The sequence below is a fragment of the Mesorhizobium neociceri genome (assembly GCF_013520985.1).
GTDB lineage: Bacteria > Pseudomonadota > Alphaproteobacteria > Rhizobiales > Rhizobiaceae > Mesorhizobium > Mesorhizobium neociceri.
Genome location: NZ_JACDTY010000025.1, coordinates 1 through 25,306 on the forward strand (window position 1 = coordinate 1; position 25,306 = coordinate 25,306).

At 61.0% G+C, this 25,306-nt stretch carries 29 protein-coding genes and 1 tRNA gene; 10 read left to right on the top strand and 20 right to left on the bottom strand.

Annotated features, from left to right (window positions below; all coding sequences use genetic code 11):
* Positions 1–65 precede the first annotated feature (65 nt).
* Positions 66–2,072: a BTAD domain-containing putative transcriptional regulator gene (locus tag H0241_RS30665; protein ID WP_181061508.1), complete on the bottom strand. Its 2,007-nt coding sequence runs from the start codon at positions 2,070–2,072 to the stop codon at positions 66–68.
* Positions 2,073–2,245: 173 nt separating this feature from the next.
* On the opposite strand from H0241_RS30665, the gene H0241_RS30670 reads away from it, so the two are divergent.
* Positions 2,246–2,488, top strand: coding sequence for a DUF1127 domain-containing protein (locus H0241_RS30670; protein WP_181061509.1), 243 nt, complete (start codon positions 2,246–2,248; stop codon positions 2,486–2,488).
* 67 nt (positions 2,489–2,555) lie between these two features.
* Here H0241_RS30670 and H0241_RS30675 read toward each other — a convergent pair whose 3' ends face one another.
* Positions 2,556–3,083: a gamma carbonic anhydrase family protein gene (locus tag H0241_RS30675; RefSeq protein WP_181061510.1), complete on the bottom strand. Its 528-nt coding sequence runs from the start codon at positions 3,081–3,083 to the stop codon at positions 2,556–2,558.
* A 101-nt stretch (positions 3,084–3,184) separates the two neighbouring features.
* On the bottom strand, positions 3,185–3,553 hold the full coding sequence (locus H0241_RS30680) for a DUF6949 family protein (RefSeq protein ID WP_181061511.1): 369 nt from the start codon (positions 3,551–3,553) through the stop codon (positions 3,185–3,187).
* Positions 3,554–3,668: 115 nt separating this feature from the next.
* Between H0241_RS30680 and H0241_RS30685 the strand changes: the two genes are divergently transcribed.
* Positions 3,669–4,391 carry a hypothetical protein gene (locus tag H0241_RS30685; protein ID WP_181061512.1) on the top strand — a complete coding sequence of 241 codons (723 nt, stop codon included), beginning with the start codon at positions 3,669–3,671 and terminating at the stop codon, positions 4,389–4,391.
* Positions 4,392–4,476: 85 nt separating this feature from the next.
* Here H0241_RS30685 and H0241_RS30690 read toward each other — a convergent pair whose 3' ends face one another.
* From H0241_RS30690 to H0241_RS30700, 3 genes are all read right to left on the bottom strand, one after another.
* On the bottom strand, positions 4,477–4,680 hold the full coding sequence (locus H0241_RS30690; RefSeq protein WP_006200852.1) for a DUF3126 family protein: 204 nt from the start codon (positions 4,678–4,680) through the stop codon (positions 4,477–4,479).
* A gap of 153 nt (positions 4,681–4,833) precedes the next feature.
* Positions 4,834–5,682: a serine O-acetyltransferase gene (gene cysE / locus H0241_RS30695; RefSeq protein ID WP_142864913.1), complete on the bottom strand. Its 849-nt coding sequence runs from the start codon at positions 5,680–5,682 to the stop codon at positions 4,834–4,836.
* Positions 5,683–5,888: 206 nt separating this feature from the next.
* On the bottom strand, positions 5,889–6,515 hold the full coding sequence (locus H0241_RS30700) for a VOC family protein (protein WP_181061513.1): 627 nt from the start codon (positions 6,513–6,515) through the stop codon (positions 5,889–5,891).
* Between the two features lie 112 nt (positions 6,516–6,627).
* On the opposite strand from H0241_RS30700, the gene H0241_RS30705 reads away from it, so the two are divergent.
* A complete protein-coding gene (locus H0241_RS30705; RefSeq protein ID WP_181061514.1) occupies positions 6,628–7,239 on the top strand; it encodes an HD domain-containing protein in 612 nt (203 codons plus the stop codon).
* Positions 7,240–7,252: 13 nt separating this feature from the next.
* On the opposite strand, the gene H0241_RS30710 is transcribed toward H0241_RS30705, so the two are convergent.
* The 4 genes from H0241_RS30710 to H0241_RS30725 form a co-directional block, all read right to left on the bottom strand.
* On the bottom strand, positions 7,253–7,750 hold the full coding sequence (locus H0241_RS30710) for a GNAT family N-acetyltransferase (protein ID WP_181061515.1): 498 nt from the start codon (positions 7,748–7,750) through the stop codon (positions 7,253–7,255).
* A gap of 51 nt (positions 7,751–7,801) precedes the next feature.
* The gene (locus H0241_RS30715; RefSeq protein WP_181061516.1) at positions 7,802–8,569 is read right to left on the bottom strand and encodes an alpha/beta fold hydrolase; all 768 of its coding nucleotides are present in this window, start codon (positions 8,567–8,569) and stop codon (positions 7,802–7,804) included.
* 9 nt (positions 8,570–8,578) lie between these two features.
* On the bottom strand, positions 8,579–9,151 hold the full coding sequence (locus tag H0241_RS30720) for a DUF192 domain-containing protein (protein ID WP_181061517.1): 573 nt from the start codon (positions 9,149–9,151) through the stop codon (positions 8,579–8,581).
* Positions 9,152–9,265: 114 nt separating this feature from the next.
* Entirely contained in the window at positions 9,266–9,862 is a 597-nt protein-coding gene (locus H0241_RS30725) for a cold-shock protein (RefSeq protein ID WP_181061518.1), read from the bottom strand.
* Positions 9,863–10,220: 358 nt separating this feature from the next.
* Between H0241_RS30725 and H0241_RS30730 the strand changes: the two genes are divergently transcribed.
* Together H0241_RS30730 and H0241_RS30735 are read left to right on the top strand one after the other, a co-directional pair.
* Complete coding sequence (locus tag H0241_RS30730) at positions 10,221–10,661, top strand: VOC family protein (RefSeq protein ID WP_181061519.1); 441 nt, start codon at positions 10,221–10,223, stop codon at positions 10,659–10,661.
* Positions 10,662–10,793: 132 nt separating this feature from the next.
* Positions 10,794–11,081 (top strand): DUF2218 domain-containing protein, encoded by a 288-nt coding sequence (locus tag H0241_RS30735; RefSeq protein WP_181061585.1) that lies wholly within the window; start codon positions 10,794–10,796, stop codon positions 11,079–11,081.
* Here H0241_RS30735 and H0241_RS30740 read toward each other — a convergent pair.
* The 4 genes from H0241_RS30740 to H0241_RS30755 all read right to left on the bottom strand — a co-directional run bounded on the left by H0241_RS30740 (position 11,074) and on the right by H0241_RS30755 (position 14,915).
* Positions 11,074–12,180 carry a site-2 protease family protein gene (locus H0241_RS30740; RefSeq protein WP_181061520.1) on the bottom strand — a complete coding sequence of 369 codons (1,107 nt, stop codon included), beginning with the start codon at positions 12,178–12,180 and terminating at the stop codon, positions 11,074–11,076. The genes H0241_RS30735 and H0241_RS30740 overlap by 8 nt on opposite strands.
* A 71-nt stretch (positions 12,181–12,251) precedes the next feature.
* Entirely contained in the window at positions 12,252–12,809 is a 558-nt protein-coding gene (locus H0241_RS30745; protein ID WP_181061521.1) for a DUF1697 domain-containing protein, read from the bottom strand.
* Complete coding sequence (ilvA, locus tag H0241_RS30750) at positions 12,806–14,062, bottom strand: threonine ammonia-lyase IlvA (RefSeq protein WP_181061522.1); 1,257 nt, start codon at positions 14,060–14,062, stop codon at positions 12,806–12,808. The genes H0241_RS30745 and ilvA overlap by 4 nt, the downstream gene beginning before the upstream one ends.
* A 4-nt stretch (positions 14,063–14,066) precedes the next feature.
* The gene (locus H0241_RS30755) at positions 14,067–14,915 is read right to left on the bottom strand and encodes an O-fucosyltransferase family protein (RefSeq protein ID WP_181061523.1); all 849 of its coding nucleotides are present in this window, start codon (positions 14,913–14,915) and stop codon (positions 14,067–14,069) included.
* 96 nt (positions 14,916–15,011) lie between these two features.
* Here H0241_RS30755 and H0241_RS30760 point away from each other — a divergent pair, with 96 nt between their 5' ends.
* The 3 genes from H0241_RS30760 (at position 15,012) to H0241_RS30770 (ending at position 18,881) form a co-directional block, all read left to right on the top strand.
* Entirely contained in the window at positions 15,012–16,415 is a 1,404-nt protein-coding gene (locus H0241_RS30760; RefSeq protein ID WP_181061524.1) for an aminopeptidase P family N-terminal domain-containing protein, read from the top strand.
* 101 nt (positions 16,416–16,516) lie between these two features.
* On the top strand, positions 16,517–17,590 hold the full coding sequence (locus H0241_RS30765) for an alpha/beta hydrolase (RefSeq protein WP_181061525.1): 1,074 nt from the start codon (positions 16,517–16,519) through the stop codon (positions 17,588–17,590).
* 133 nt (positions 17,591–17,723) lie between these two features.
* Positions 17,724–18,881 (top strand): alpha/beta hydrolase, encoded by a 1,158-nt coding sequence (locus H0241_RS30770; RefSeq protein WP_181061526.1) that lies wholly within the window; start codon positions 17,724–17,726, stop codon positions 18,879–18,881.
* A 12-nt stretch (positions 18,882–18,893) separates the two neighbouring features.
* On the opposite strand, the gene ade is transcribed toward H0241_RS30770, so the two are convergent.
* Complete coding sequence (gene ade, locus H0241_RS30775; protein ID WP_181061527.1) at positions 18,894–20,705, bottom strand: adenine deaminase; 1,812 nt, start codon at positions 20,703–20,705, stop codon at positions 18,894–18,896.
* A gap of 392 nt (positions 20,706–21,097) precedes the next feature.
* On the opposite strand from ade, the gene H0241_RS30780 reads away from it, so the two are divergent.
* Both H0241_RS30780 and H0241_RS30785 read left to right on the top strand, forming a co-directional pair.
* Entirely contained in the window at positions 21,098–21,949 is an 852-nt protein-coding gene (locus H0241_RS30780; RefSeq protein WP_181061528.1) for an alpha/beta fold hydrolase, read from the top strand.
* 115 nt (positions 21,950–22,064) lie between these two features.
* Positions 22,065–22,724: an outer membrane protein gene (locus H0241_RS30785; RefSeq protein ID WP_181061529.1), complete on the top strand. Its 660-nt coding sequence runs from the start codon at positions 22,065–22,067 to the stop codon at positions 22,722–22,724.
* 63 nt (positions 22,725–22,787) lie between these two features.
* Here H0241_RS30785 and H0241_RS30790 read toward each other — a convergent pair whose 3' ends face one another.
* The 5 genes from H0241_RS30790 to H0241_RS30810 form a co-directional block, all read right to left on the bottom strand.
* A complete protein-coding gene (locus H0241_RS30790) occupies positions 22,788–23,276 on the bottom strand; it encodes a hypothetical protein (RefSeq protein ID WP_181061530.1) in 489 nt (162 codons plus the stop codon).
* 6 nt (positions 23,277–23,282) lie between these two features.
* Positions 23,283–23,885: a hypothetical protein gene (locus tag H0241_RS30795; protein WP_181061531.1), complete on the bottom strand. Its 603-nt coding sequence runs from the start codon at positions 23,883–23,885 to the stop codon at positions 23,283–23,285.
* Positions 23,882–24,778, bottom strand: a complete 897-nt coding sequence (locus tag H0241_RS30800) for a TIGR04255 family protein (protein ID WP_181061532.1) — start codon at positions 24,776–24,778, stop codon at positions 23,882–23,884. The genes H0241_RS30795 and H0241_RS30800 overlap by 4 nt, the downstream gene beginning before the upstream one ends.
* Before the next feature lie 14 nt (positions 24,779–24,792).
* Positions 24,793–24,877 (bottom strand) — tRNA-Leu (locus H0241_RS30805).
* A gap of 159 nt (positions 24,878–25,036) precedes the next feature.
* Complete coding sequence (locus H0241_RS30810; protein WP_181061533.1) at positions 25,037–25,207, bottom strand: hypothetical protein; 171 nt, start codon at positions 25,205–25,207, stop codon at positions 25,037–25,039.
* Positions 25,208–25,306: the final 99 nt, after the last annotated feature.

Here is a 25,306-nt window from a genome sequence, read left to right on the forward strand (position 1 = left end):
CCCAACGACCGGGTTTTAGGAGCCGGCCCCGTCCCCGGGCCGGCTCCACTGTTTTGGGAACCGCGTTAGTCCGGCAGGCCCGCCTTGCGGAGGCCCTCGATATATCTGCTGCGATCGTCCGGTCGATAAAACGGCGGCAGCACCTCGGCGAGATTCGAAAGCCGCAGCAACGGATCGAACGCGCAGATCCGGGCCACCATTTGCTGCGCTTCCGATAGGCGCCCGGCAAGGGCATGACCCGCCGCCATTACCCGCATCGCGCTCACGTAGTTCGGCTGGTGCCGCAGCGACTTTCCCGCCCAAGCGACAGCTTCATCGTAGTGGCGGGCACAAAAATAAGCGAGCCCGGTGTTGAACTGCCATGCGAACAGGCGTGGATCCAATGGGCTTAGGCGCATGGCAAGCGCGGCGTGCTCGACGGCCTTGCCTGGCTCGCCCAAGCACGCCCTCACCCAGCTGCTGACGCCCAAAGCAGCGGCCAAGTTCGGGTTGAGAGCGAGCGCGCGATCGATGCAAGCCGCACTGTCATCAAGGTCGCCGCCTACGTAGCCGAGGACGTATCCGCCGTAGGAAAGCGCAATCGCATCGTCCCTTCCGAGTTCGACCGCTCTCCTGGCCAGTCGAGTAGCCTCGGCAATCTCTTCCGCGCGGTCGACCATCCAGCCGTTGCTTTTTCGGGTAGCGTAGCACCGCGCCGCCCGCGCATGGGCTATCGCGAACTCCGGGTCACGGTCGATCGCCTTCATGAAGAGGCGCAAGGCATCGTCAGTGGCCGATCTACTAGTGATCGTTCGGTCAAAGGCCGCGAGCCCGCGGAGATAGTAGTCGTAGGCGTCGAGGCTTTCCGTCGGCTTGCGTTTGGCACGCTCGATCTCAGCTTCCTCCACCTTCGGCGTGATTGCGCCGACGATGCTCGATGCGATCTGGTCCTGCAGATCGAACATTTCGGCGAGCGTTCCGTCAAAACGATCGGCCCAGAGATAGGCTCCGGTCGAGGTGTCTATGAGCTGCCCGGCTATGCGCAGGCGGTCACCCGCTCGGCGCACGCTGCCCTCGACCACATAGCGCACGCCCAGCTCGCGCCCCACCTGCTTTATGTCTATGGACCGTCCCTTGTAGGTAAAACTCGAATTCCGTGCGACCACAAACAGGTGGCGGAAGTGGGCCAGAGCGGTGACAATGTCTTCCACCATACCGTCGGCAAAATATTCCTGTTCTATATCACCGCTTAAATTCTGAAACGGCAGCACCGCAATCGATGGCTGGTCGTCGTGCCTCATTGGGACTGCCAGCGCTGGCACCGCGACGCCAGAGCTTGGCTCCGGGCGCTGGTGTCCAGTTCGTTCGCGGGACCGCAGAGAAATCGCCAGTGAGCTTGTCTGCGCCTCCGGCTCCGCATCCAGCTGCTTTTTCAGAACATTCCGACAGAGCTCGAACTGGCGCAAGGCCACGTTTTCTTGACCTCGATGAGCATAGATCCGGATCAGCGCCCGATGGGCGGCCTCCGCGGCAGGATCTGAGGCGAGCAATCTCTCCGCGAGCCCTTCGCAGGCAACCTCTTCCGTTGAGCCGGGTGTAGGCAGCGCCAGGCTCAGCCGATCGACCAACTGCAGCGCCTTGCGCTGATACCTGTCCAGATAGGGTCCAAACCACTCATCCAGTTCCTCAGGAATGGTTTCCCCTGCAAGTACCCCACCGCGGTAGAGGTCCGCGGCGAAGGCGAGATCAGCCGCTCGGCCCTCCTCAAACTTCCGGTCGAAGATCGAAATATCGGTTTCATCCGGACCGGCAATCAGCGCGACTGCTTCCTGATTCCCATCGATGTAGAGGGTTGCATCCCTGCTGGTCGGGAACGAGCGCCGGATATCGACCAGGGCTTGCCGCAAGCTATTACGAGCCTGGCCATTGCTTCGTCCCGGCCAAAAGGCCTCGGAAAGTTGCTCGCGACGATGGCCGCGGCGACCCGCGAGGACCAGGGCGGCAAAAAGAAGCGAAGTCTTGCGCGTAGCGAAATGGACAGGCCTGCGCTCCGGGGAAGTAACCTCGAGGCCGCCCAGCAACCTGATGCGCACAGATCGTCTCCAGACTTTGATCGCCGCGGCAGAATAGCATTTCGACGGATGGATTTAACATCGATTTAACGCCAGCTCGTCGGGCGTTTCCATTTTTTTAACGCTCAGCCGAACAGCCCAAAAAAACCTGCGTGGCACCCTCCCGCTCGCAAATCTCGAAATGGGAGACCAAAATGGCTGACACGGAAACTCGCACCGGCCGCAACGTGTCGAAAAGACACTTGTTTGGATTTGGCAGGAAAAGCCTCGCAATATTGATCGCCACCTTCAGCGGATGGCGGCGAACCATCGCAAGACGCAGGGCGCTGACCGGTTTGACGCCCGACCAGTTGAAGGACATCGGTCATCCCGAGGCCCATCGACCCGTGCTCGACATCAAGGCAGGCCTGATCACGAACTTGATGTCGATGAGGTAGTTGCCGAACCACGCCCATCCGTTCATCTCGGCGGGCTCCCTACCGGCAGCCCGTTGGTGGATCGCCGCTACGCCTTCTTCAGTCCGGCCTTGAACCGCTTGCCGTTGGCGACATAGTGCGCGGCAGAGGCGTGCAGCCTGGCGATTGCGGCGTCGTCCAGCGTCCTGATCACTCGCGCGGGCGAGCCGACGATCAGTGAGTTGTCGGGAAATTCCTTGCCTTCGGTAACCAGCGCGCCGGCGCCGACCAGTGAGTTCTTGCCGATCCTGGCGCCGTTCAGCACGATGGCGCCCATACCGATCAGGCTGTTGTCGCCGATCGTGCAGCCATGCAGCAAAGCCCGGTGGCCGATGGTGCAGCCCTGCCCGGTCGTCAGCGGAAAGCCGGGGTCGGTGTGCATCACCGTGTGTTCCTGAACATTGCTGTCGGCGCCGATGACGATTGGCTCATTGTCACCACGGATAACCACGCCAAACCAGAAGCCGGCATTGCGGCCGACGTTGATGTCGCCGATCAACGTGGCGTCCGGCGCGATCCAGTTGCTGTCGGCATCCTCGAAACGGGGCGCCTTTCCGTCGATCGCATAGGTCGGCATTTTAGTCTCCGATTCGTCTCAGTCCGGGACGAACCCTAAAACAATCCTGGGAAAACCGCGTGGCGGTTTTTCCTAGGGAAAACCGCGTAACGGTTTTCAGCTCAAGACAAATACCGGGCCAGCGATTCCACCAAAAGCTGAGCCGCTCCGGGAGAGCCGACGCCCCAGGAGGCAATGGCGATCAGCACGATGCCCAGCGCCAGCGCCCAGGCCATCACGGTGCAGCCGCAGGACATCAGCATCAGCGTCGAAATGCGGCCTTCCCGCCGCGCATCCAGCGCATCGTTGGCGAGCATGAACGGCCCGGCGCAAGCGGTGGCGGCCAGCGAGCGCAGGATATGCGATGGCGACACGTAGGGGTCTGCAAACGCAAGCCGGCGGCCCGCCACGAGTTCCATCACGGACCCAGTGAGCCCGCAGGCGGTGAGCCCGACGGCAAAAGCGAAGAGAACGGGCATCAGCAGGCTCATCTTTACCTTCCGTTTACCATGAAATCGCACAGTCGCGTCCGACAGCCGCGCTGCAAGAGCCATGCCGCGGCATGTGTGCCGTCCAAGGACAGGAGCGGCCGTTGTGGGGATTGCGATGAAGCAGGCAGCCGTCGAAGAATTCAACGTCGTCGATTCCGTGCTGATGAAGCGGGTGTTTTATGCCTTTGCGGCGCTTGCGCTGCTGTCGCTGGCGATCAGCCTTGGCGGAAAATGGTTCGGCCGCTCGATCGCCATGGCCGGCTACACCGACGACACCACGATCCAACGGGTGGTGATCGGCAACAATGTCATTGCCGTGCCTGCCAACGCCATCCGCTTCCTGCAGGCGCGCCGCGACGGCATCGCTTCGCGCCTCGACCTCTATCTGCGCTATCCCCAGATGGAGGGTTACAGCGAAGCCGCCCGCGATGATTTCAACCACACGGGAACGGCCAAAAACATCATCTTCCTGTCGTTCGAGCCGCAGATGATGTCGCGCGACATGAGCGGCCGTTTCGCGCCGATCTACAGCGCGCTGATCAGCCAGCCCGGAACCCCCGGCCCGGGCGGCACGATGATTTACGGTTTCAACGAAAAATCGGGCTATCTCAACGAGGTGCTTGCGGTTGCCGGCCGCCCCGGCAAGGACCCGTTCGTCGCCCGCTGCCTGAGCGGACCGAGTGCCGAGGAATCGTTGGCGCCCTGCGAGCGTGACATCCAGGTCGGCGATAGCCTCAGCCTGACCTACCGCTTTCCCCGCGAATTTCTGGGCAATTGGCCGGCGCTCGACGCGGCAATCATCGCCGAGGCCACACGCGTCCTCAAGGCAGCGAGATAGCTGCCCGAATTCGTTGCATATTTTCTGAATGTGAAAGGCTGCCGGCCTGCACTATGGCAGGTCCGGTCAGCCGCAAAGCCCTGGCTCAGGCCAGATCGATGTCTAGGATCGCCATCGAGAAATTATAGTCGCCGTCGTCCTCGTCCTTGAAGACGATGCCGAGGAACTCGTCGCCGACATAGACCTCGGCCGAATCTTCCTTGCGCGGCCGCGCCTTCACTTCGAGTTTGGGATTCTGGAAGACGCGCTTGAAATAGGCGTCCAGCTTTCTGATTTCGTCCGGCTTCAAAAGTCTTCTCCGATCGTCGGGCTTGCTCGTTGGAACGCGCTTCTGGCACGTCGACAATGGCGATGTAAAGGCAAGCCGGCTGGATAGAACGAGAACTTAAGCGGCAACAGCGCCGGCAGCCGGACTTCAGCCCAGCACACCGGATCGTGCAGATCAGATGTCGAAGCTGACGACCTGGTCCATCGACTGCGACGGCAAAAGCTGGTCCATCTGGCGTGAAGGCTGGTCGCAGCCGGTCTCGCCGACGACGCGGGCCGGCACACCTGCAACCGTCTTGTTGTGGGGCACCGGCGACAGCACCACCGAGCCTGCCGCGATCTTCGAGCAATGGCCGACCTCGATATTGCCGAGGATCTTGGCGCCGGCGCCGATCAGCACGCCGTAGCGAATCTTCGGGTGACGGTCGCCGCCGGCCTTGCCGGTGCCGCCCAGCGTCACACCGTGCAGGATCGACACATCGTCCTCGATCACAGCCGTCTCGCCGACGACGAGGCCGGTGGCGTGGTCGATGAAGATGCCCTTGCCGATACGGGCGGCCGGGTTGATGTCGGTCTGGAACACGGAGGACGAGCGGCTCTGCAGATAGAGCGCGAAATCCTTGCGGCCCTGGTTCCACAGCCAATGCGCCAGCCTGTGCGTCTGGATGGCATGGAAACCCTTGAAATAGAGCACCGGCATGATGAAGCGGTCGCAGGCCGGATCGCGATCGTAATAGGCCTGGATGTCGACACGCACGGTGGACGACCATTCCTTGTCGTCGGCCAGCATCGACTTGAAGGTCTGGCGGATGAGATCGGAACCAATGTCCTGATGGGCGAGCCGCTCGGCGATCCGGTGGATGACCGCTTCTTCCAGGCTCTCCTGGTTGAGGATGGTCGAATAGAGGAACGCCGCCAGAAGCGGGTCGCGGTTGACCGCTTCCATCGCCTCGTCGCGGATCGAGCGCCAGATCGGATCGACCGGCTGCACCATTGTAGGGCGGGCAATCGTAATGCTGTTCATCGACGTCTCCGGCCTGCCGGCTGTTGTCCGGCCGCACATATAGGCCAGATCATAGCACGATTGAACTCAATTTTCCTTAGTGCTTCATCAAATGGATTTGGTTCACGCAGATTCAAGCCGCCATGGAAAACGAACCCTTGATCACCGCCCGCTAGAAAACGGGCCGGCAGACCCGCGCGACGCCGATGACGCCGCGCTGTGGGCGTTCAGGTCGGCAGCGGTTTTCCAGCCTGTTCCGCCACCATGTATTCGGCATACCAGTCGGGCCAGTTCACATCATGCTGTCCGCCGGTCCGCTTCTCGTGCTCGCCATGTGCCGCCGCCGCGCGCCGCAGCGCCGCGGCAAGTTCGCCAGACGAGGTGAATATCGTGTCGCCGGCATCCACGCGCCCCGGCAATCGCTGGGTGATCTCCTGCAGGATGAAGCTGTTGCCGTCCGGATCGCTGAACGTGACATAGGAGGAATAGCTGCGCCCATCCGGATGCCTGCAGCTGACCGGCGGCTGCCCAGGGCCTGTACGGTGGAACACCTCGCTCGCCTCGACGCCGCGCGCCACGAGTTCGGCATGCGCCGCCACGATATCGGATACGACGAGATAAAGCCCCTTGGCCGAGCCCGGCGCGGCTGTCGTCAGGCCCTTGCCGAAGTGGATCGAGCATGGCGAACCCGGCGGCGTGAACTGCACGACCCGAAACGCTTCACCGACAACGAAATCGGCGTCGAGCCGCCAACCGAGACCACCATAAAAACGCTTGGAGCGCTCGGCATCCGCAACCGCAATGATGACGGCCTCCAGCTTCATGTCGATCGTCCCCGGCGTGGTATTCGTCATGTCAGCCTCCTCAGTTGAATAGAGTGGCAACATTCCCCAGAGCCCCAGCCCGCGCAAGGTTTGAAATGATTGGTTTTGACTCCGAGGGGCTGGGGCCGGTTAAACTGGACGGATGACAAACTTGAAAGACCAGCCGTTGATCGACGGACCGCTGAAGCGGGAACTTTCGGCGCTCTATCGGGCCGAAGGCCGCCACTATCACAACCTCAGACATATCGAGGCCATGCTGGCGCTGGCCGACGACTATCGCGCGTCGCTGCATGATCCCGAAGCCGTCGAGGCCGCGATCTGGTTCCACGATGCCATCTATGACAGCAAGGCCAAGGATAATGAGCCGCAAAGTGCGGCCTTTGCCGAGAAAAACCTGGCTGGACGCACCGATGCGGAACGCTTGAGCCGTATCAGCGCGATGATCCTCGCCACATCAACGCACCAGCTGCCGTCGTTCGACGACGCGGCGGCAATACGCGACGCCAGCCTGTTCCTCGACATGGATCTGTCGATCCTGGGCGCCGCGCCGGCTACGTTCGATGCCTATGAGCGTGCGGTCCGGCTCGAATATGCCTGGGTCGAGGAGGCGATGTGGCGCGCCGGCCGCAGCGCTGTTCTGAAGACTTTCCTGGCCCGCGACCACATTTTCCACACGGACGAATTCCGGCGGCGGTTCGAACCGCAGGCCAGGCAGAACATTGCGCGCTCGATCGAGGCTCTTACGACCGAATGAACATCAGTACGTCCTAGTCGGGGAAGGTCTCCATGCGCTGGGCATACTGCCTGAAGCCTGCCCGCCTGTAGACCGATTGCGCCGACGGATGGTCATAAGTGTCGGTATGCAGCCAGACCCTTCGCGGCGCATGCGACCAGACGGCGCGAAGCGCCTGGTCGAGCAGGAACGGCCCGAGCCTGCGGCCCTGGAAAGCGGGAACCAACCCGAAATGAACCAGCTCGACGTCCGGATGGCCGACGCCGTTGAACTCGCACAGGCCGGCGGGCTCGCCCTCGACGCGCAGCACATAGATGTGTGTCGAGGGTAGCGCCAGCAGGCGCTCGAGCTCTTCAGTCGCCATGCGCAGCCGCTGGTCCCACTGCACCGGCTCGCCGACGGCGCGGTAGAGGCTGATGTAACCAACGCTGTCCAGCCTTTCCAGTGCCACCGTGACCGGCTCTGTCGGCACGAAAGCCCTACCTGACGGCAGGGCGGTCATCTCCATATAGGTGACGAGAAGCTCGACCATGGCGGTTCCGGTTTGAGGCAAGAGCGCCACCGATTCAGATCGCCGTCCGCCTCAGAGCGGATTTTCGGCATAAAACTCCAGCACGCGCTGCTTGAAGGTCTTGTCGCCGACGGCCAGCATATGATCGCGGCCCTCGATGTGAAATGCCCTGGCGTTGGGCATCAGCGCGGCAAGCTCGTCGGGCGAACCGCCGATATCGTCTGTCGTCCCCACCGCAATCAACGTCGGCTGGGCGATGCGCGTCATGTCATCTTCGCTCAGCAATTCACGCGACTTTGCGATGCAGGCCGCCAGCGCCCGGCGGTCGCTGCGCGTCTGATCGGCAAAGGCGCGGAACGAGCGGCCGCGCGGATGGCTGGTGGCGGCCGGATCGTCGGCCAGCAGCGCTTCGGCGATCGGGTCCCAATCGCCGACGCCATCGACCATGCCGATGCCGAGGCCGCCGAAGACCAGCGTCGCCACCTTGTCCGGATCGGACAGCGCCAGGAACGCTGAGATGCGCGCACCCATCGAATAGCCCATGACATGCGCACGGCCGATGCCGAGATGGTCGAGCAGCGCCGCCGCATCCGAAGCCATTTTGGCCGGCGTGTAATCGGCCTCGTCATAGCTCTTCGACGACGAGCCATGGCCGCGATTATCGAAGGCGATGGCGCGGTAGCCGGCGTCGTTCAGCGTCTTGAACCAGCCGGGCGATACCCAGTTGACATAATGGCTGGAGGCAAAGCCGTGGATCATCAGCACCGGATCGCCATTACCCGACGCCGGCTGGCGATCGAGGAAAGCGAGGTCGAACCCGTCATGCGAAAAGAACTGCATCGACGCCGCTCAGCCGGCGCCGGGCGTGGGCGAATCGCCCTTGTCCGCCGGCGGCATGCCTGGGCCGGAGACCGTACCGACGGCCGGATGGCGCAGCAGATCGCCATACTCGATGCCGTTTTTAGCGGCGGTGCCGGCCTTGAGCTCGAGCACGAAGCGCACCGGCACACCTGGCGAGATGACCGCGTCGGATAGCGGCTCGCCGTGTTTGACTGCCCGGATCTTGCCGTCCTGGCCGACAAAAATCAGGTCGAGAGGCATCGGCGTGTTGCGCATCCAGAAGCCGACCTGCTTCTGCATCTCGAACACGAACAGCATGCCATGATCGTCCGCCATGTCCTGGCGATACATCAGGCCGGCCTCGCGCTCTGCTTCGGTGTTGGCGATTTCGATGGTGAAGGATTTGTCTCCATCTTTCGTCGCCACGACCAGCGGCGTCGGATCGACCGGAAGGATCATCGCCTGGCTGTCGGCGGGAGCCTGCTGGGACGCGGTCGGCTGCCCCGAGTAGAAATATGCGCCGGCGGCCACGGCAACGATGACGCAGAGCGCGCCTGCTGTCAGCCAGTTCCTGTGCGCCATTTCAAAACCCTCGACCCGAAAACCATCATCCCGAAAGGGAACCCGGTTTTCGCTGGAGATCATGGTCAAACAAAGAAAGCGAGCCGTCCCGAATCCTTCGGGAGGGCTCGCGTCCTAATGCGCGACCGGCAAGGTGCCCATATCGGGGTGAATCTCGGCGGCCATAAGGCCTTTGTCACCGCGCCCGAAGCGCACCAGCACGACCTGTCCCGGCCTGAGCTCGGTGATGCCGTAGCGGCGCAGCGTCTCCATATGGACGAAGATATCCTCGGTGCCCTCGCCCCGCGTCAGGAAGCCGAAGCCCTTGGTGCGGTTGAACCACTTCACCAGCGCCCGTTCGAGCCCGCTTTCCGGCGTCACCGACACATGGGTGCGCTGTTCCTGCATCTCTGCCGGATGGATTGCCGTGGTGGTGTCCATGCACAGCACCCGGAACGCCTGCAAGCCGCGGTCGCCATGCTTGACGAGGCACACGACGCGCGCGCCCTCCAATGCAGTCTGGAAACCGTCCTTTCGAAGACAGGTCACATGGAGGAGGATGTCACCCGAAAAACCGTCATCGGGAAGTATGAAGCCGTAGCCCTTGGCCACGTCGAACCATTTGATGGCGCCGGCGATTTCGACCAGGTCGGCGGTGTCGCCGCCACTGTCGCGCTGCAGGGCGTCGTCAAGGTTCTCATCCCGCCTCGTGAAAGAGGCCCTATCCCCCATAAGAACGCCCCCTTTTTTTCAAGAAAACTGCAAGTGATTCTTGATATCAGATTAACACCGCCGCTTCCGGGGTGTGCAAGACCTGCCGTGCCTTTTTTCACGGTTGGATACAGGAATAGCTGATTTGTTGTTTGCCGGCGTTGCTGCCGGCCGCAATGACCATCTGTCCAGACCGTCAACCGGTCGGCAATTTGCCCAGGATTTTGCCGAAATCGGCAACCAGTTGCGTCCAACGCTTTTGTCAGAGCAATCTGACTTTTCCAAAACCGGCGACCACTTTTTCAATCCGATGCTCGTTGCCCTTCGGCGGGGTGGACCCTATGTTGCCTCGCAACCCAAACATCCCCGAGGAAATCCTATGCGCTACCTCCACACCATGGTCCGTGTCGCCGACGTCGATGTCTCGCTCGATTTCTATGTCAATAAGCTCGGCCTGAAGGAAGTGCGCCGCTACGAAAACGAGCAGGGCCGCTTCACGCTGATCTTCCTCGCCGCCTCCGAGGATGAAGAGAGCGGCATCGCCGACAAGGCGCCGCTGATCGAGCTGACCTACAATTGGGACCCTGAAGACTATAAGGGCGGCCGCAATTTCGGCCACCTCGCCTATGAGGTCGACGACATCTACGCCACTTGCCAGCATCTGATGGACAATGGCGTCATCATCAACCGGCCGCCGCGCGACGGCAACATGGCTTTCGTCAAGTCGCCGGACGGAATCTCCTTCGAGCTGCTGCAGAAGGGACCGGCCAAACCCAAGGCCGAGCCATGGGCTTCAATGCCGAACACCGGCACCTGGTAGCGATCACGCCATCTTGAGCAAGGCGGCCGCGCCGACATGCCGGCCGCCTTTGCCGTTTCGGGCTACCGCACCTATGTAATTGCCGACGCGCCAGCCAGGCACAGCCAGCGCCCCATCCAGGAGAATTCATTCATGCCGACCAGCCGTGTCGATGTCACCACCGCGTATGCCAGCCGCTATCTGCAGCAGTTGTGCAAGCACTGGGCACACAAATTTCCCGTCGAGTTCGATCCGAACCATGGCACCATCGATCTGTCGCTGGGCCGCACGGTCCTCGATGCCGATGCGGCAGCGCTGCATATCACGGTGTCGACAGATGAAGGCGGATCGCTGGAGCGCCTGGAAAGCGTCGTTGCCGATCACATCAAGCGCTTTGCCTTCCGCGAGGAGCTGATCTTCGACTGGAAGCAGGCTACTTAAGCGGGTCGGCGGCCGGGGAGCCGCGCTCAATCACCTGTGTCGAATACCCGATCTCCGCCCCGATGGCGTTCACTATTTCGCTGCCAATCCAGCTTGCCCAGTCCTGGGATCGCAAGATGGCAGCGGCGGTGTCAAATTCCGCTGTCGCCAACTTGCCTCTGCCCAGGTGAAAATGGGCCAATGCCCTGAACGCTGCATTCAGGCAGCGGTTGAAGTCCTCGGAGTGGTCGGCTTCGTCAAGGATAGCCAAAGCCTCCTCGTAGCGCCCCAATCTCGCAAGAGCTGCACCCCGGGTTCCCTTCAGCGTCGGGAGTTCGGGAAAAAGCGCGACGGCCCTTGCAGTCAGCCAATCGAGGTAAGCATCGTGACGCGGGGTTCTATGCGCCACAATATTGGTTGCAATGTTATCGATTATGAGAAGTTGCCCGCTTCGGGACGTCGTTAAAGCCAACTCATGCTCAAGCGCTGCAATTCTCTCGTCCGTCAGATGCGGAGATGACGCATCTCGTTCGAACAAATGGGCCGCGATTCGATCGGACCGACCTGACAGCTGAAAAGGCGGTTCCATGGGGTCGGCATATCGGCGCACCGCGTTGAGATAACTCTCGCGATATGCAGCATTTGGATCGCCCTTTGCGAAAGCTGTCTTCAACAATGCCAGCATATCGTTCGGCAAGCGCTCGCCGTAGAGTTTTGCATGGTGCGGCACAAGATTCCCGAAAAGCATCATACCCTGCACTATGATCGCAGGCGCCAGGATAGCGCCGCCCAGTTCTGAATCACGATAGTTGACCAGTGTCGTGATCAAAACGGCGAACCAGGTGAGGTCCATCGCCGGCCCTGCGGCGTAAAAAAGCAGCATCGCGGACTTCGAATACCGCAATGAAGGAAATGTCCTGACCCAACCACCCAGCGGGATGAGCCCAAGATAAAAGTCCGTCTCAAGCAGACGGGTGCGAAACACTGTTGGTCCTTTGCCAACGCGAACTTCTCTTATTTGCAAATTGGCCAAACGCGCGGCGGCGGCGTGGGAAGCCTCATGCAGCGCCACGCCTATCCAGGCGCTGATAAACAGGGAGGCAAGTGCGAGAAAGGGCAAAGGCAAATATCCCCCATCAGCAAGCTTTGCTGGATCGAACTCGGTCCATTCAAAGCACCACTGGTTTCGACCTAACCATCGCTGCCGGACTTGCCGGCCATCTCCAGCAGCGCCAGCACCGAGCGCCAGTTGCGCGCGGTGCCCGGTACTTTCAGTGTGCGCGGCAGAATGTTGGCGAACGCCGATTTACCGAGCCCGTCCGGCGCTTTGAGGTAGAGCACGTCGCCCTTGACCTCGAAGCTTTCGGGGCCGGTGCACTTTTCGGCAAGCCTGGAAATTTCCTCGGCTGTCGGCTGGCGCTCCAGCGTATAGGCGTGAAGCTTGGTCGGATCGCCGGCCACTTCCGGATAGGGATTTTCACTCACCAACCGCTCGAACCAGGCGAGATCGCGCACCATGATGCGCGAATGAAAGCCCCATTTTTTCTCGAAGGCGGTCTCGATCTGTTTCGTCAGCGCGGTTGCGTCGCCCTTCTTCGCCCGGAACACGACGTTGCCGCTTTGCACATAGCTGGCGACGTCGATGAAACCGAGCGCCTCGAAAAACGCCCGCAACTCCGCCATTTTGACGATGCGGTTGCCGCCGACATTGATGCCGGAAAACAGCGCAACAAAGACCCTACCGCTCATATGATGAAGCCCGCCAGGGTCTCGTTGTCGGTGATGTCCTGATAGTGCACGCCCTCGGCCTCGAAATTCGCCTTCAGCAGGTCGAAATTGCGCCGGTCCTTTGTTTCGATGCCGATCAGCACAGAACCGAAATTGCGCGCCGATTTTTTCAGATATTCGAAGCGGGCAATGTCGTCGTCGGGTCCCAGCATTTCGAGGAAGTCTCGCAGCGCGCCCGGCCGCTGCGGGAAACGGATGATGAAGTATTTCTTCAGTCCCTCGAAGCGCAGCGCCCGCTCCTTCACGTCGGGCAGCCGCTCGAAATCGAAATTGCCGCCCGACACCACCGCGACGATGGTCTTGCCGCGAATTTCCTTGCGCGAAAAATCCTTCAGCGCATCGATCGCCAGCGCGCCGGCCGGCTCCAGCACCACGCCTTCGATGTTGAGCATCTCGATCATGGTGGCGCAGAGCCGGTTCTCGGGGATCAGACGCACGGCGTCAGCTGCGAACTCCTTGAGGTGGCGCAACGGCTCGCGGCCGATCTCGGCGACCGCCGCGCCGTCGACGAAATTGTCGACATTGGCGAGCCTGATGCGCTTTCCGCTGGCCAGGCTCTCATGCAGGCTCGGCGCCCCGGCCGGCTCGCAGAAGACGTAGCGGGCTTCGCGTTGCTGGTCGGCGAAATAGTGCGTCACACCGGCGGCCAGGCCACCGCCGCCGACCGGCAGCATGATGATGTCGGGCATGCGCGCGCCGGGCATCTGGTCTGCAATCTCATAGGCGACCGTTGCCTGCCCCTCGATGATATCCTTGTGGTCGAAGGGCGGCACCATATGCGCGCCGGAACTTTCGGTGAATTCGAAGGCAGCGCGGTAGCAGTCGTCGAAGAAATCGCCGACCAGCCTGATCTCGACGAAGTCGCCACCGAACAGCCGCGTCTTGTCGATCTTCTGCTGCGGTGTCGTCACCGGCATGAAGACGACGCCCTTCTTGCCGAAATGGCGGCACACGAAGGCAAAGCCCTGCGCATGGTTGCCGGCCGAAGCACAGACGAACAGCTCGGCCTCATTGCCGGCAGCCAGCGCCTTGCGGAAGAAGTTGAAGGCGCCACGGATCTTGTAGGAGCGCACCGGCGAAAGATCCTCGCGCTTCAACAACACCCGCGCCCCGGTCTTCTTCGACAGATAGTCGTTTTCCTGCAGCGGCGTTTCGGGAAAGATTTCGCGGATCGCCGCAGCGGCGACACCAACTCGGGCAGAGAAACTGTTCATGAAATCATCCCCAGATCGCTTGGCGCAGCGCGCGCGGCGGCTTCGGCAAAACCCGCCAGGACGACAGTGGCCCGTGCCAGAACGGTTCGTAGTACACGCTGCCCTTGGACAGCAAGCCGGCGACATAACTCAGCGAGCTTTTCGCCATGATCAGGCAGTCGGCCGCGATCAATGCCGAGATCGTGGAAAACACATTCGAATTCAGCTCGAACGCACAGCTGTCGGCCAACGGTCCAAAGTCGGATTCGACGCCTTGCGAGAAGATGACGACACGGTGCCGCGGGTGGTCGCGCAGCACGTGGCTGATGTTTCGCAAGATGGTGGCGTTGTCGGTCAGGCGGGATGCGTGAGCCGCATTACCGGCGACATCGCCACGCCTGACGTGAACGGCGATGGTGGGTTTGTCAAAACTGCGCGGCGGCAAAGCGAGCCGGGCGCGAAATTCATCGGCCAGCTGGCTGTAAAGGTCGGGATTGCGCTCGGCAAAGCCATGGAAATGCCGCTGCGTGACAACGGCCGGCGCGCCGCGATAGCCCTGGCTGAACGTCTCGCCGGAAATGATCGGCACGCCATCGGGAACGCGGGGAGCACCTTGCCCGAGATTGAAGGCCGCTTCCCACCGTGCCGCAAAAACCTCCGGCTCCTCACCCTCACCCACCGATGTGAACGGCGAATGGAAATAGGCAATCCCGGCTGCCCGCGAAAACAGGATCGCCGACATCACGGCATGGACCTGAGCACCACCCCCGTCCAGCTTGCCGACACAGGTGATGCCGAGCAGCGAGCCCGCTCCGATCCTCGAATGGCCGAGAAAATCAGTCTTCACGAAGCGGCGGCGTTTGAACCTGAACATGGCCCACGCCTATTGCATAATTCGCCATTTGCAGCCACCGATGCGATCGCTCGATCCTTCATCGATGCGCCATCATAGTCACCGGAGCGCCTTTCCATGCCTGTTTCGGCTGTCGCCTTGAAGACCGTAGACCTTCCCGAATTCGGCGAGCCGACAGTGATGCCGCTGCTTCAGCGCCGGACCTACGAAGCGCGTATCGAGGCGCTGCTGGCCTGCGGCGCAAGCGCCGGGCTCGATGCCTTCGCCGTCTATGGCGATCGCGAGCATACGGCCAATGTCGCCTATCTCAGTGGCTATGATCCGCGTTTCGAGGAGACGCTGCTGGTCATCGTCCCTGGCCAAACACCAAAACTTCTCGTCGGCAATGAGGGCTGGGGCTATGCCGAGGTCTGCGATGGACCCTATGAGCGAGTCCTCTACCAGACCTTCTCGCTGCCGGCGCAGCCGCGCGACCGCTCCGCCTCGCTGTCCGACACGCTTGCCGCCAGCGGCCTGAAGACCGGCCAGAGGATCGGCGCCATCGGCTGGAAGCCGTTCGGCCCCGGCGATGGCGGGTTTGGCGAAGCAACACTCGACTTGCCGTCCTTCATCGCCGATACGCTGCGCGCACTGGCCGGCGACAAGGGCGCGGTGGTCAATGCCGCCAACCTTCTGATGAACCCCACGGACGGCCTGCGCGCCATCAACGAGGCCGATCAGCTGGCCTGTTTCGAATTCGCCGCGACCTTTTCCTCGCAAGGCCTGCGCAATGTGCTTCGGCGTATCGAGCCCGGCATGACCGAATTGCAGGCGGCGCGGCTGATGGGGATGAACGGCCTGCCTCTGTGCTGCCACCCGATGCTGTCCGCCGGCAAGCGTGCGTTCTACGGCCTGCCAAGCCCGCGCCTGGACATCATCAAGCGCGGCGATCCGATCACCATGGCGTATGGCATCCAGGGCTCGCTCAACGCCCGCGCCGGCTTCCTGGTCGAGAGTGCGGCGGAACTGCCGCGCGAGATAAACGACTACGTCGAGAAACTGGTCGCGCCCTATTTCGCCGCCGTCGTCGACTGGTACGAGACCATCGGCATTGGTGTCACCGGCGGCGCCTTGTGGAAAGCCGTGCACGACCGCATCGGTGATCCATTCTTCGGCGTTACACTCAATCCCGGCCATCTCGTCCATATCGACGAATGGATGCATTCGCCGGTGTATTCGGGCTCGGATATCAAGCTGCGGTCGGGCATGGCGCTGCAGGTCGACATCATTCCGGCGACCGGAACCGCCTATTTCGCCACCAACATCGAGGACGGCATCGCGCTCGCCGATGAGGCCTTGCGCGAGGAGATCGCGGTCCGCTATCCCGAGGCCTGGCGCCGCATCGAGGCGCGCCGCGCCTTCATGGTGGACGTGCTCGGCATCAGGCTGAAGCCCGAAGTACTGCCCTTCTCCAACATTCCGGCGTTCCTGCCGCCATTTTGGCTTTCGCGCAACAGTGCCATGGCCGTGACCCGGCGCTGAACGCATTTCGGCTGGACACGACTTACTTCTGCCGCACTCTCACTGTCCGGGAGGTGTCGCGGAGGGTAGACGGGTTGTTGGCCCCGATTGGAAATTTTGACGTGCGTTTGAAGACGATTTGCTTTTTTGCACTTGCCCTGTTGATCGCCGGCTGCGGCGGCCGCAAAACCGAGGAACTGCTCGGCAGCGCCGTCATGTCCACGCCGGTGACCGAAATCTCGGGCAATCACTCGATCTTCATCGCCACGACACGCAAGAAATCCGACGATCCCAACAAGGTTTTCGACGGCGAGCGCTCGGCGACGCTGAACTATGCCCGCGTCAACGTGACCGTTCCGGGCATCCACCAGACCGGCCAGATCGAGCGCCGCTCGCGCGGCAAGTCAAACGACCCGGCGAAATACTTCATGGCCTCCGAAGTCGTCGGCTACGATGCGCAGCCGAAATTCTCGAGCGCGCTGAACGCCGACATCGCCGCTCGCGGTGGCCGCGTCATGGTCTTCGTGCATGGCTACAACACCGGCTTCGACGACGCCGTCTACCGCCTGACCCAGATCGTCCACGATTCCGGCTACCCGGGCACTCCGGTGCTGTTTTCCTGGGCATCGGGCGCCAAGACCACCGACTACGTCTATGACAAGGAAAGTGCCAGCGCCGCCCGCGACCAGCTGGAAGTGACACTCAGAATGCTGCAGCAGTCCGGCGCGCGGCGCATCGACATCGTCGCCCATTCGCTGGGAACCTGGGTCACCATGGAAACGCTGCGCCAGATGGCCATCACCGGCGACCGCGATCTCGGTGGCAAGCTCGGCGACGTCGTGCTCGCCTCACCCGACATCGATGTCGACGTGTTCAAGAGCCAGATGCGCCGCTACGGCAAGCCCGACAAGCCGTTCATCCTGCTTTTGTCCGACGATGATCGCGCCCTGCGGCTCTCCGGCCTGATCGCAGGCTCACGGCCACGCGTCGGCGACTACAAGGACGCCGCCGACCTCGCCGCCTATGGCGTCACCGTGGTGGATCTCTCCAAGGTCAAGGGATCCGACAGCTTCAACCATACCAAATTCGCCGATAACCCCGAATTGGTGAAGATGATTGGCCAGCGGCTGCGCGAGGATGACGGCTTTGCCAGCGACCAATCAGTGACCGATCGCATCACCCAGCTCGGTCAATAAGGCTGTTGCCTTGCGGCGACTGTCGCGCCGAGAGTTCGCGAATGCGGGGCGCCCGGATCACTTTCAACTGGACCGGGCCGGTCTCTGCCTCTATCGACATTGAAATCGGCGCCATGCGCCAGCGGGAGCCCGCGTGAACGTGCGTTGGAAGACTGTCCTCGTCCTTGCGTTCGCGCTCGCTGTCGCCGGCTGCGCCGGCCAGAACACGCATGATCTCTTGAACAAGACGACGGTGTCGGTGCCTGCCTCCGACATTGCGGCCACCCACGAGATCTTCGTCGCCACCACCCGCCAGCCGGCGACCAAGGACCCGCGCCAGGTGTTCGACGGCGATCGCTCGCTGACCACCAACTACGCCCGCGTCGACGTCACCGTGCCGAAGGTTCACCAGGTCGGCGCCATAGAGCGCGCCAAGGGCTCGGCCAATTCCAACCCGGCCAAGCAATTCACCGCCACCGACGTCGTCCACTATGGCGACGCCTCGCAATTCGCCAAGGCTGTCGGCGCCAACATCGCCGTAAATGGCGACCGCGCACTGGTCTTCGTGCACGGCTTCAACAACGGTTTCGACGATGGCGTCTACCGGCTGACGCAGATCGCCCACGACACCAAATATCCGGGCACGCCGGTGCTGTTTTCCTGGGCATCGAGCGGCAAGACCACCGGCTACATCTATGACAAGGAAAGCGCCAACGCCGCGCGCGACGATTTCGAGGCGACGCTCAGGATGCTCGCCAAGACAAAGGTCAAGAGCATCGACATCATCGCGCATTCGATGGGAACCTGGGTGACGATGGAGGCGCTGCGCCAACTCGCCATCACCGGCGACCGCGATCTCGGCGGCAAGCTCGGCTATGTCGTCCTCGCTTCGCCGGACATCGATGTCGACGTCTTCAAGAAACAGATGATCCGCTACGGCAAACCCGACAAGCCGTTCGCCATCCTGCTTTCGGGAGACGACCGTGCGCTGAAGCTGTCGGCCCTGATCTCCGGCGACAAGCCGCGCGTCGGCGACTATGGCAATGCGGCCGACCTTGCCAGCTATGGCGTGGTCGTGGCGGATCTGACCAAAACCAAGGGCGGTGACCGTTTGAACCATGCCAAGTTCGCAGACAATCCGATCCTGGTGCAATTGCTCGGTGACCGACTGCGCACACCAGCCGCCCTGCGATCGAACGATCCGGGTGAGTTTGACGATATCGGCCAAGGGATCGGCAAGGCGGTCGGCTCGATGGCCGAAGTCGTCATCACCACGCCGTTCAAGGTGCTGACCATCGCCACTGGCGGATGACAGCCGGACCTCTCAGATAAAAAGATCGACCTTCTGGAACGTCGTCACGTCGATCAGCCCGACATCGGAAATCCTGAGCTCAGGAATGACCACCAGCGCCAAGAGCGAGTGCTGCATGTAGGCGTTGTTCAGGGAACAACCCATCTTGCGCATCGCCTCGGTCAGCTTCTCCGCCTTGGCCGCGACGATCTCGGCGCGCTCGTCCGACATCAGTCCGGCAATCGGCATTTCGACCAGCGCCAGTTCCTTGCCCTTTGAAAACAGCACCACGCCGCCGCCGACCTCACCCAGCCGGTTGACGGCCAGCGCCATGTCTTCCTTGTTGGTGCCGACACAGATGATGTGGTGGGCATCGTGCGCTACGCTCGACGCCATGGCGCAGTCGCCCATATAGCCGAAGCCGGAGACGAAGGCGTTGGTAACGCCGCCCGTCCCCCTATGGCGCTCGACCAGCGCGATCTGGCAGACGTCGTTGCGGCGGTCCATGGCGACCAGCCCGTCTTCGACCGGCAAATCGGCCTCCAACGCCCGCGTCGGCGCCTGGTTCTCGATGACGCCGATGACGCGCACCCGCACCTCATTGGCGCCCTTGGGCGCCGCGATGTCGAAATCGCCTGCCTTGAGCTTCTTGCCAAGTTTGACCGTGTTTTTCGCCGTCTTCGGATAGTCATAGGCTGGAATGTCGATTTCGAGCTTACCGCCCTTGGCCAGCCTCACGCCGCGGCCATAGACCTCGTCGATGGTCATGGCGGCCAGATCGGAGACGATCAGCAGGTCGGCCAGCCGTCCCGGCGCGATCGAGCCGATCTCGCGCTCCAGCTTGAAGTGCTGGGCGGTGTTGAGCGTCGCCATCTGGATCGCCGTCACCGGCTTCAGCCCCTGTTGGATGGCGTGGCGCACCACCCGGTCCATATGGCCTTCATGCACCAGCGTGCCGGAATGGCTGTCGTCGGTGCACAGGATGAAGTTGCGCGGATCAAGCCCGCTCTCGGTCACCGCCTTGATCTGCGAGGCGACATCGTACCAGGCCGAGCCCAGCCGCAGCATCGCCTTCATGCCCTGGCGCACACGGGCGATGGCGTCCTCGGCGCGCGTGCCTTCATGGTCATCCTCCGGTCCGCCGGCGACATAGCCGTGGAACGGCAGGCCGAGATCGCGCGAGGCATAGTGGCCGCCGACTGTCTTGCCGGCCTTCACCGTTGCGGCGATCTCGCCCGACATCACCGGGTCGTTGGCGACGACACCGGGGAAATTCATCACTTCGCCAAGCCCGATGATGTTTTCCCAGGTCATCGCTTCAGTGACATCGGCAACCGTCAGTTCGGCGCCGGCATGCTCCAGCCCGGGTGCGGACGGCACGCAGGACGGCATCTGCACATGCACATTGATCGGCATCGCGACGGCCTCGTCATGCATCAGCCGCACACCGAGTAGCCCCAGCACATTGGCGATCTCATGCGGGTCGATGAACATCGAAGTGGTGCCGTGCGGGATGACGGCGCGGCAGAACTCCGTCACCGTCACCATGCCGCTCTCGACATGCATATGCGCATCGCAAAGGCCGGGCACGAGATAGCGGCCGCCGGCATCGACCACCTTGGTGCCCTGGCCGATGGCGTGGCTGGCATTTGGCCCGCAATAGGCAAAGCGCCCGCCGACAATGGCAATGTCGGTGCCGGCGATGATCTCGCCCGAATGCACGTTCACCCAGCGCCCGTTGCGAATGACGAGATCGGCAGCTTTTCGTCCGGTCGCGACATCGACCAGATGCGTCGCCATCTCGATCCAGGGTTTGGGTTTCGTCGCCGATGGCTGCTTGGCCATGAAAGACTCCTGTTTGCCCGACTGTGCCAAGCCGGCAAGGTTTTGACCAGCGATTGCGGACGAAATCCGCTCGATGAGACGCATTGGCGAATGCGCCGCACCTGTGCTCACCCTGGCGATGGCAAGCGTCAACGGTGCGATCATTCAACGTGATTTGTGCCGGCAGTTATGCTACAGTGTTGGGCACGGTGCTGATTTGCGCCGACAACCCGCCGCGAGGCGGGTTTTTTGTTGCGATTGCCGTCACGGACGCGTTGCCGCAATGGCGGCATGAAATTTCAATTCATGTCACCAGGTCGAAACCCCGTTCGTTGACTCCGCGCTCGGGAAGACCGTTAAATCGACCCCCGAGACCGAAACGGCCCGAGGCCGAAACCTCCTGAGGTGAAGTCATGACCCGGATCCTGCAAGCACTCGCCCTCGTCACCCTGTTCCTGATCTCGGCCGGCTTTGCATCCGCCGAGGAGCGCTGGCTGACGCTACCCGAACCGGCGGCCATGCCCAAACCGGATCAGAGCGGCTATGCGCCGGTCAACGGCATCCAGATGTACTACGCCGTTTTCGGCGCTGGTGATCCGATCCTCTTGATCCATGGCGGCCTTGGCCACGCCGACATCTGGGCAAGCCAGGTGGCGACGATGTCCAAGACCCACAAGGTGATCGTCGCCGATAGCCGCGGCCATGGTCGCTCCACCCGCACCGAGCAACCCTACGGCTACGACCTCATGGCGTCGGACTATCTGGCACTTCTCGACTATCTCAAGATTGACAAGACCGCTCTTGTCGGCTGGAGCGACGGCGGCATTATCGGCATCGACATCGCGCTGCATCATCCGGAGCGGCTGACCAGGCTCTTTGCGCAAGCCGCCAATGTCACCACCGATGGCGTCGATCCCGGCGTGATGACCAACAAGACCTTTGCCGCCTACATCGACCGCTCGGGTCGCGACTACAAGAAGATGTCGAAGACGCCGGACCAGTACGATGCCTTCGTTTCGCAGATCAGCCACATGTGGGAATCGGAGCCGGCCTGGACCAAGGAACAGCTCGGCAAGATCACCACGCCGACGGCGATCGTCGCCGGCGATCATGATGAGGCTATCAAGCGCGAACACACCGAATACATGGCCTCCGTCATTCCGGGCGCGAAGCTCATCATCCTGCCCAATGCCAGTCATTTCGCCATGCTTCAGGCGCCGGATGAATATAGCCAGGCGGCGCTGGACTTCATCGACGCCAAATAGAGCATAGCGCGCAGCAACAGGCACATTTCGATTGCTGAACAATGGGTTTCGTTTTGCGGCGAATAGAGTTACCTTGCCGCAAGGAGTCTTCTGAACCGCCATTTCGGAGAGCTCGATGCGTCGTCTGACGCTCGCAAGTGCCGGATTTTTGACCGCTCTGGCCGCCCCGGCATTCGCCGCCGACCCGATGGCGGTACCGATGACCGAACCGGGCTTCGACTGGACCGGCTACTATGCCGGCCTGCAGGCCGGCTACGGCTGGGGCCAGTCTGACATCACGGGAACAGAAGGCGAGCCGTTTTCCACCTCGCCCGACCTCGATGGCGGTTTCGTCGGCGGCCACGTCGCCGGCCTGTGGCAGTTCGACCAGGCGGTGATCGGCGCCGAGGCCGAGCTCAACTATTCCCGTATCGACGGCACGACGGTACTAGGCCCCCCGGGAAACATTTTCGGCACTGACATCAAATGGTTCGGGTCGGTCAACGCCAAGGCTGGCTACGCCATGGACCGGCTGCTGGTCTATGGCATTGGCGGCGTCGCTTTCGCCGGCATCGAGACCTCGCAAGCCCCGGACTTCGCCAGCACACGCGCGCATGTCGGCTGGACGGTCGGCGCCGGCGTCGACTACGCGCTGACCGACAAGTTCGTTGTCGGCGCCCAATATCGCTACTACGATTTCGGCTCCGAACACCATGACGGGTCCGCCGAATTCGTCGCCCGCGATCAGGACGTGAAGCAGAACACGGTCGGCATCAACCTCAGCTACAAGTTCTGAGCGCTCAGTGCTCCAGCGCAACTGCAGACCGAACCAGACACGGCCAGCGACTACGTTGTGAGATTATGCCACCTGCGGTGCGACGTATCTGCCCTTGTCCTGAAATTGAACACGCAGGCTGACACTTAGGTGAAAGGCTTGTCCTTGTTCGCGAGCCAAAGATCGATCGATGTCAGCGTGGAAAGGATTGTCGACTCCATCTTTTTCAATCGTAAGTGGGGTCGGAAAGACTTTGACACCTTTGAGATCCTGAACCGCCATGGCAATCCACCCATGAAATTCCTTAGAGGCTCGGTAGGCCTCCTCACTAGCCAATGCGCTGAGCCGTCGCACCACCGTCTTCACCGGGTTCTGCAGCCCTAGCCGGTCCACAGACAAATCTTCGCCGAGTCGTGTATCCTGGAACGCTTCGGGTGAAAGTTTCAAATTCTCCCTTGTTGGGTTCTGACTAGGCCACCCTTTGTAGGTTTTGGCCAGCAGCCTTCTTCCTACAATTTCGGTCGGATCAATTGAAACAGGAGATGGACTCCATCCCACGGGATACTCCGTCAAGTAAAGTCAAGATCCCAATTCAAACAAAAACCGATACTCAAGTAACTCGGCGCTAGAATTCGCCTCAAAAATAATTGTACTTACTTCCATTTCAGAAGACGCGACCGACAAGAAGGCTTCCTGGTCGACTATCTTAACGCTCACAATCTTAGAAAGATCATTGTACTCAAGGATCAACGCCCCGTCCTCCATCAAGAAGATCTCTGGGGGATCTGACCGACATCTGGATGCCGCACGCAAGGCGGCCAATCCGAGCCTTTTGGCATTCGGTGTAATTTCGAGCGACGATAGCGAGGCTGCCGTATCGCTGAACCATTTTGCCTCAAGCATCCCACGAGGGAAGGCAACGATTCTAGCTGGCAAATGAGATTTCAACCTAGCTGCATAATAGATGGCAGGTATGGCGAGAGGGAAATCTAACAAAGTTATTTGGAGTTGGTTGTAAGACAAAGCTGTCAAGCTGTGGTCAAATGGGGACCCCATCATGTCCCAAGCATCTAGCGGTTGCTTCAGCTCGTCTGGCAAAATTGTATTTGCATGTGCGGAGCCACTGAGGACCGCGTTGTCCCGATAGCCGTATAGCCTAATTTGCGGAGTGGCAGCATTCATGCTTTCAATTCCTCGCCCAGGAGAGGTCGGATTTTTCTGGCTATTATTGCCTCAAACCATTTAGAAATGACTTGGTGAGCGGAATCAAACGTGTGTAACCATAGCTCCAAGTCAACGTTGGTCGCCAGGGGGGCGTTTACTGATAGGTTTAGAACGACAACTTTATCGCCATTAGGCTTTGCGCCCTCCTTCCAACTTAAGAGCCCAAACGCACCTGGCAAATGTGCGATCGGAACTCTCAGGTCTCCGGTCAGGGCGAAGTCGCTCGAACCGCCCGCGACATCGATTATACCTTCCGGCCAGCTCACTGTGAAACCAAGAACATCATTTATGAAATCGCTATGACTGGTAAGCCCATACTCAGGCCCGAAAGCATTCACATACCGAAGGATGATACGCTCCGCCCTTAAATGGGAAACGTCGGGATAGGAGGTAAGTAGATGATCTATTCCACTCCGAATGACCGGCTTAAATTTAGACCAACCTCCATAAGGAGGCACTACATTGGCGGTAAACACTCCAGGTCCTATTTGGTAAACTGGCCATTTTTGCGGGGAGGTGCGGAAGAGTCTGATGACGGTGTGCGGTAGCATCTCGCGCGGCACGTCATCCGGAACGCGCGTCTCGATGTGCGAAAAACCACTGTTTGCTAGTGCGGCGGTAAATCTGTCTTCCAGAGCGGGATAAAAGGGATCGATTGCCGTGCCCGGAACAATCTGTAGGGGCGTCAATGCCCAATGAAGCTCCGCAATAACTTCTGTAAGGGGGGCGCGCTCATATAGAAGCTCCCGCGTGGCTGTCATTGAGTCTGTTACCCTGACCGAGTCTTTCGCTAGGTAATAGACCGGCAAGGGAGTTGCAAAGCAATTTTCCCGACCAACTTTGGCAGTCACAGCAAATTGCAACTTGGTGCGGACGCCGGGAATCGAACCCGGATAGCCGTAGCTGAGGGATTTTAAGTCCCTTGCGTCTACCAATTCCGCCACGTCCGCGTCGCCGCCACTGGTAATAGAGCCACACAGGATTGCAAGTCCGCCGTGGCGGCAGCCGGTGTCGATCAGCCGACCAGACCGGGACTTAATTTCAAATGCTGGATCAATATGATCGTCTTGGCATCGATGATGCGGCCGCCAGCGAGCCCGAGACACGCGTTAAGGTCGTTCACCGCCTCCTTGCTGCACGGCGCCAGGTATGATCAGCGCCCCTTGATCGCGCTCCGAGTATCTGAAGCCAACAAAAAACAGGCCTATAATGAGCAGGCAAATCACCAGCACCGTGACGAGAGTTCCTCCTGAATATTTGGCCGCCGGTTTGTCTTCCATGGCAATTCGCCTCGATAGATAATCCGTCGAGTACGTCGGAGGTTCCAAGCGTCGCATCCGAAGGCGGCCGGATTCCTCGCGCTGACATCTCAGGCCCAG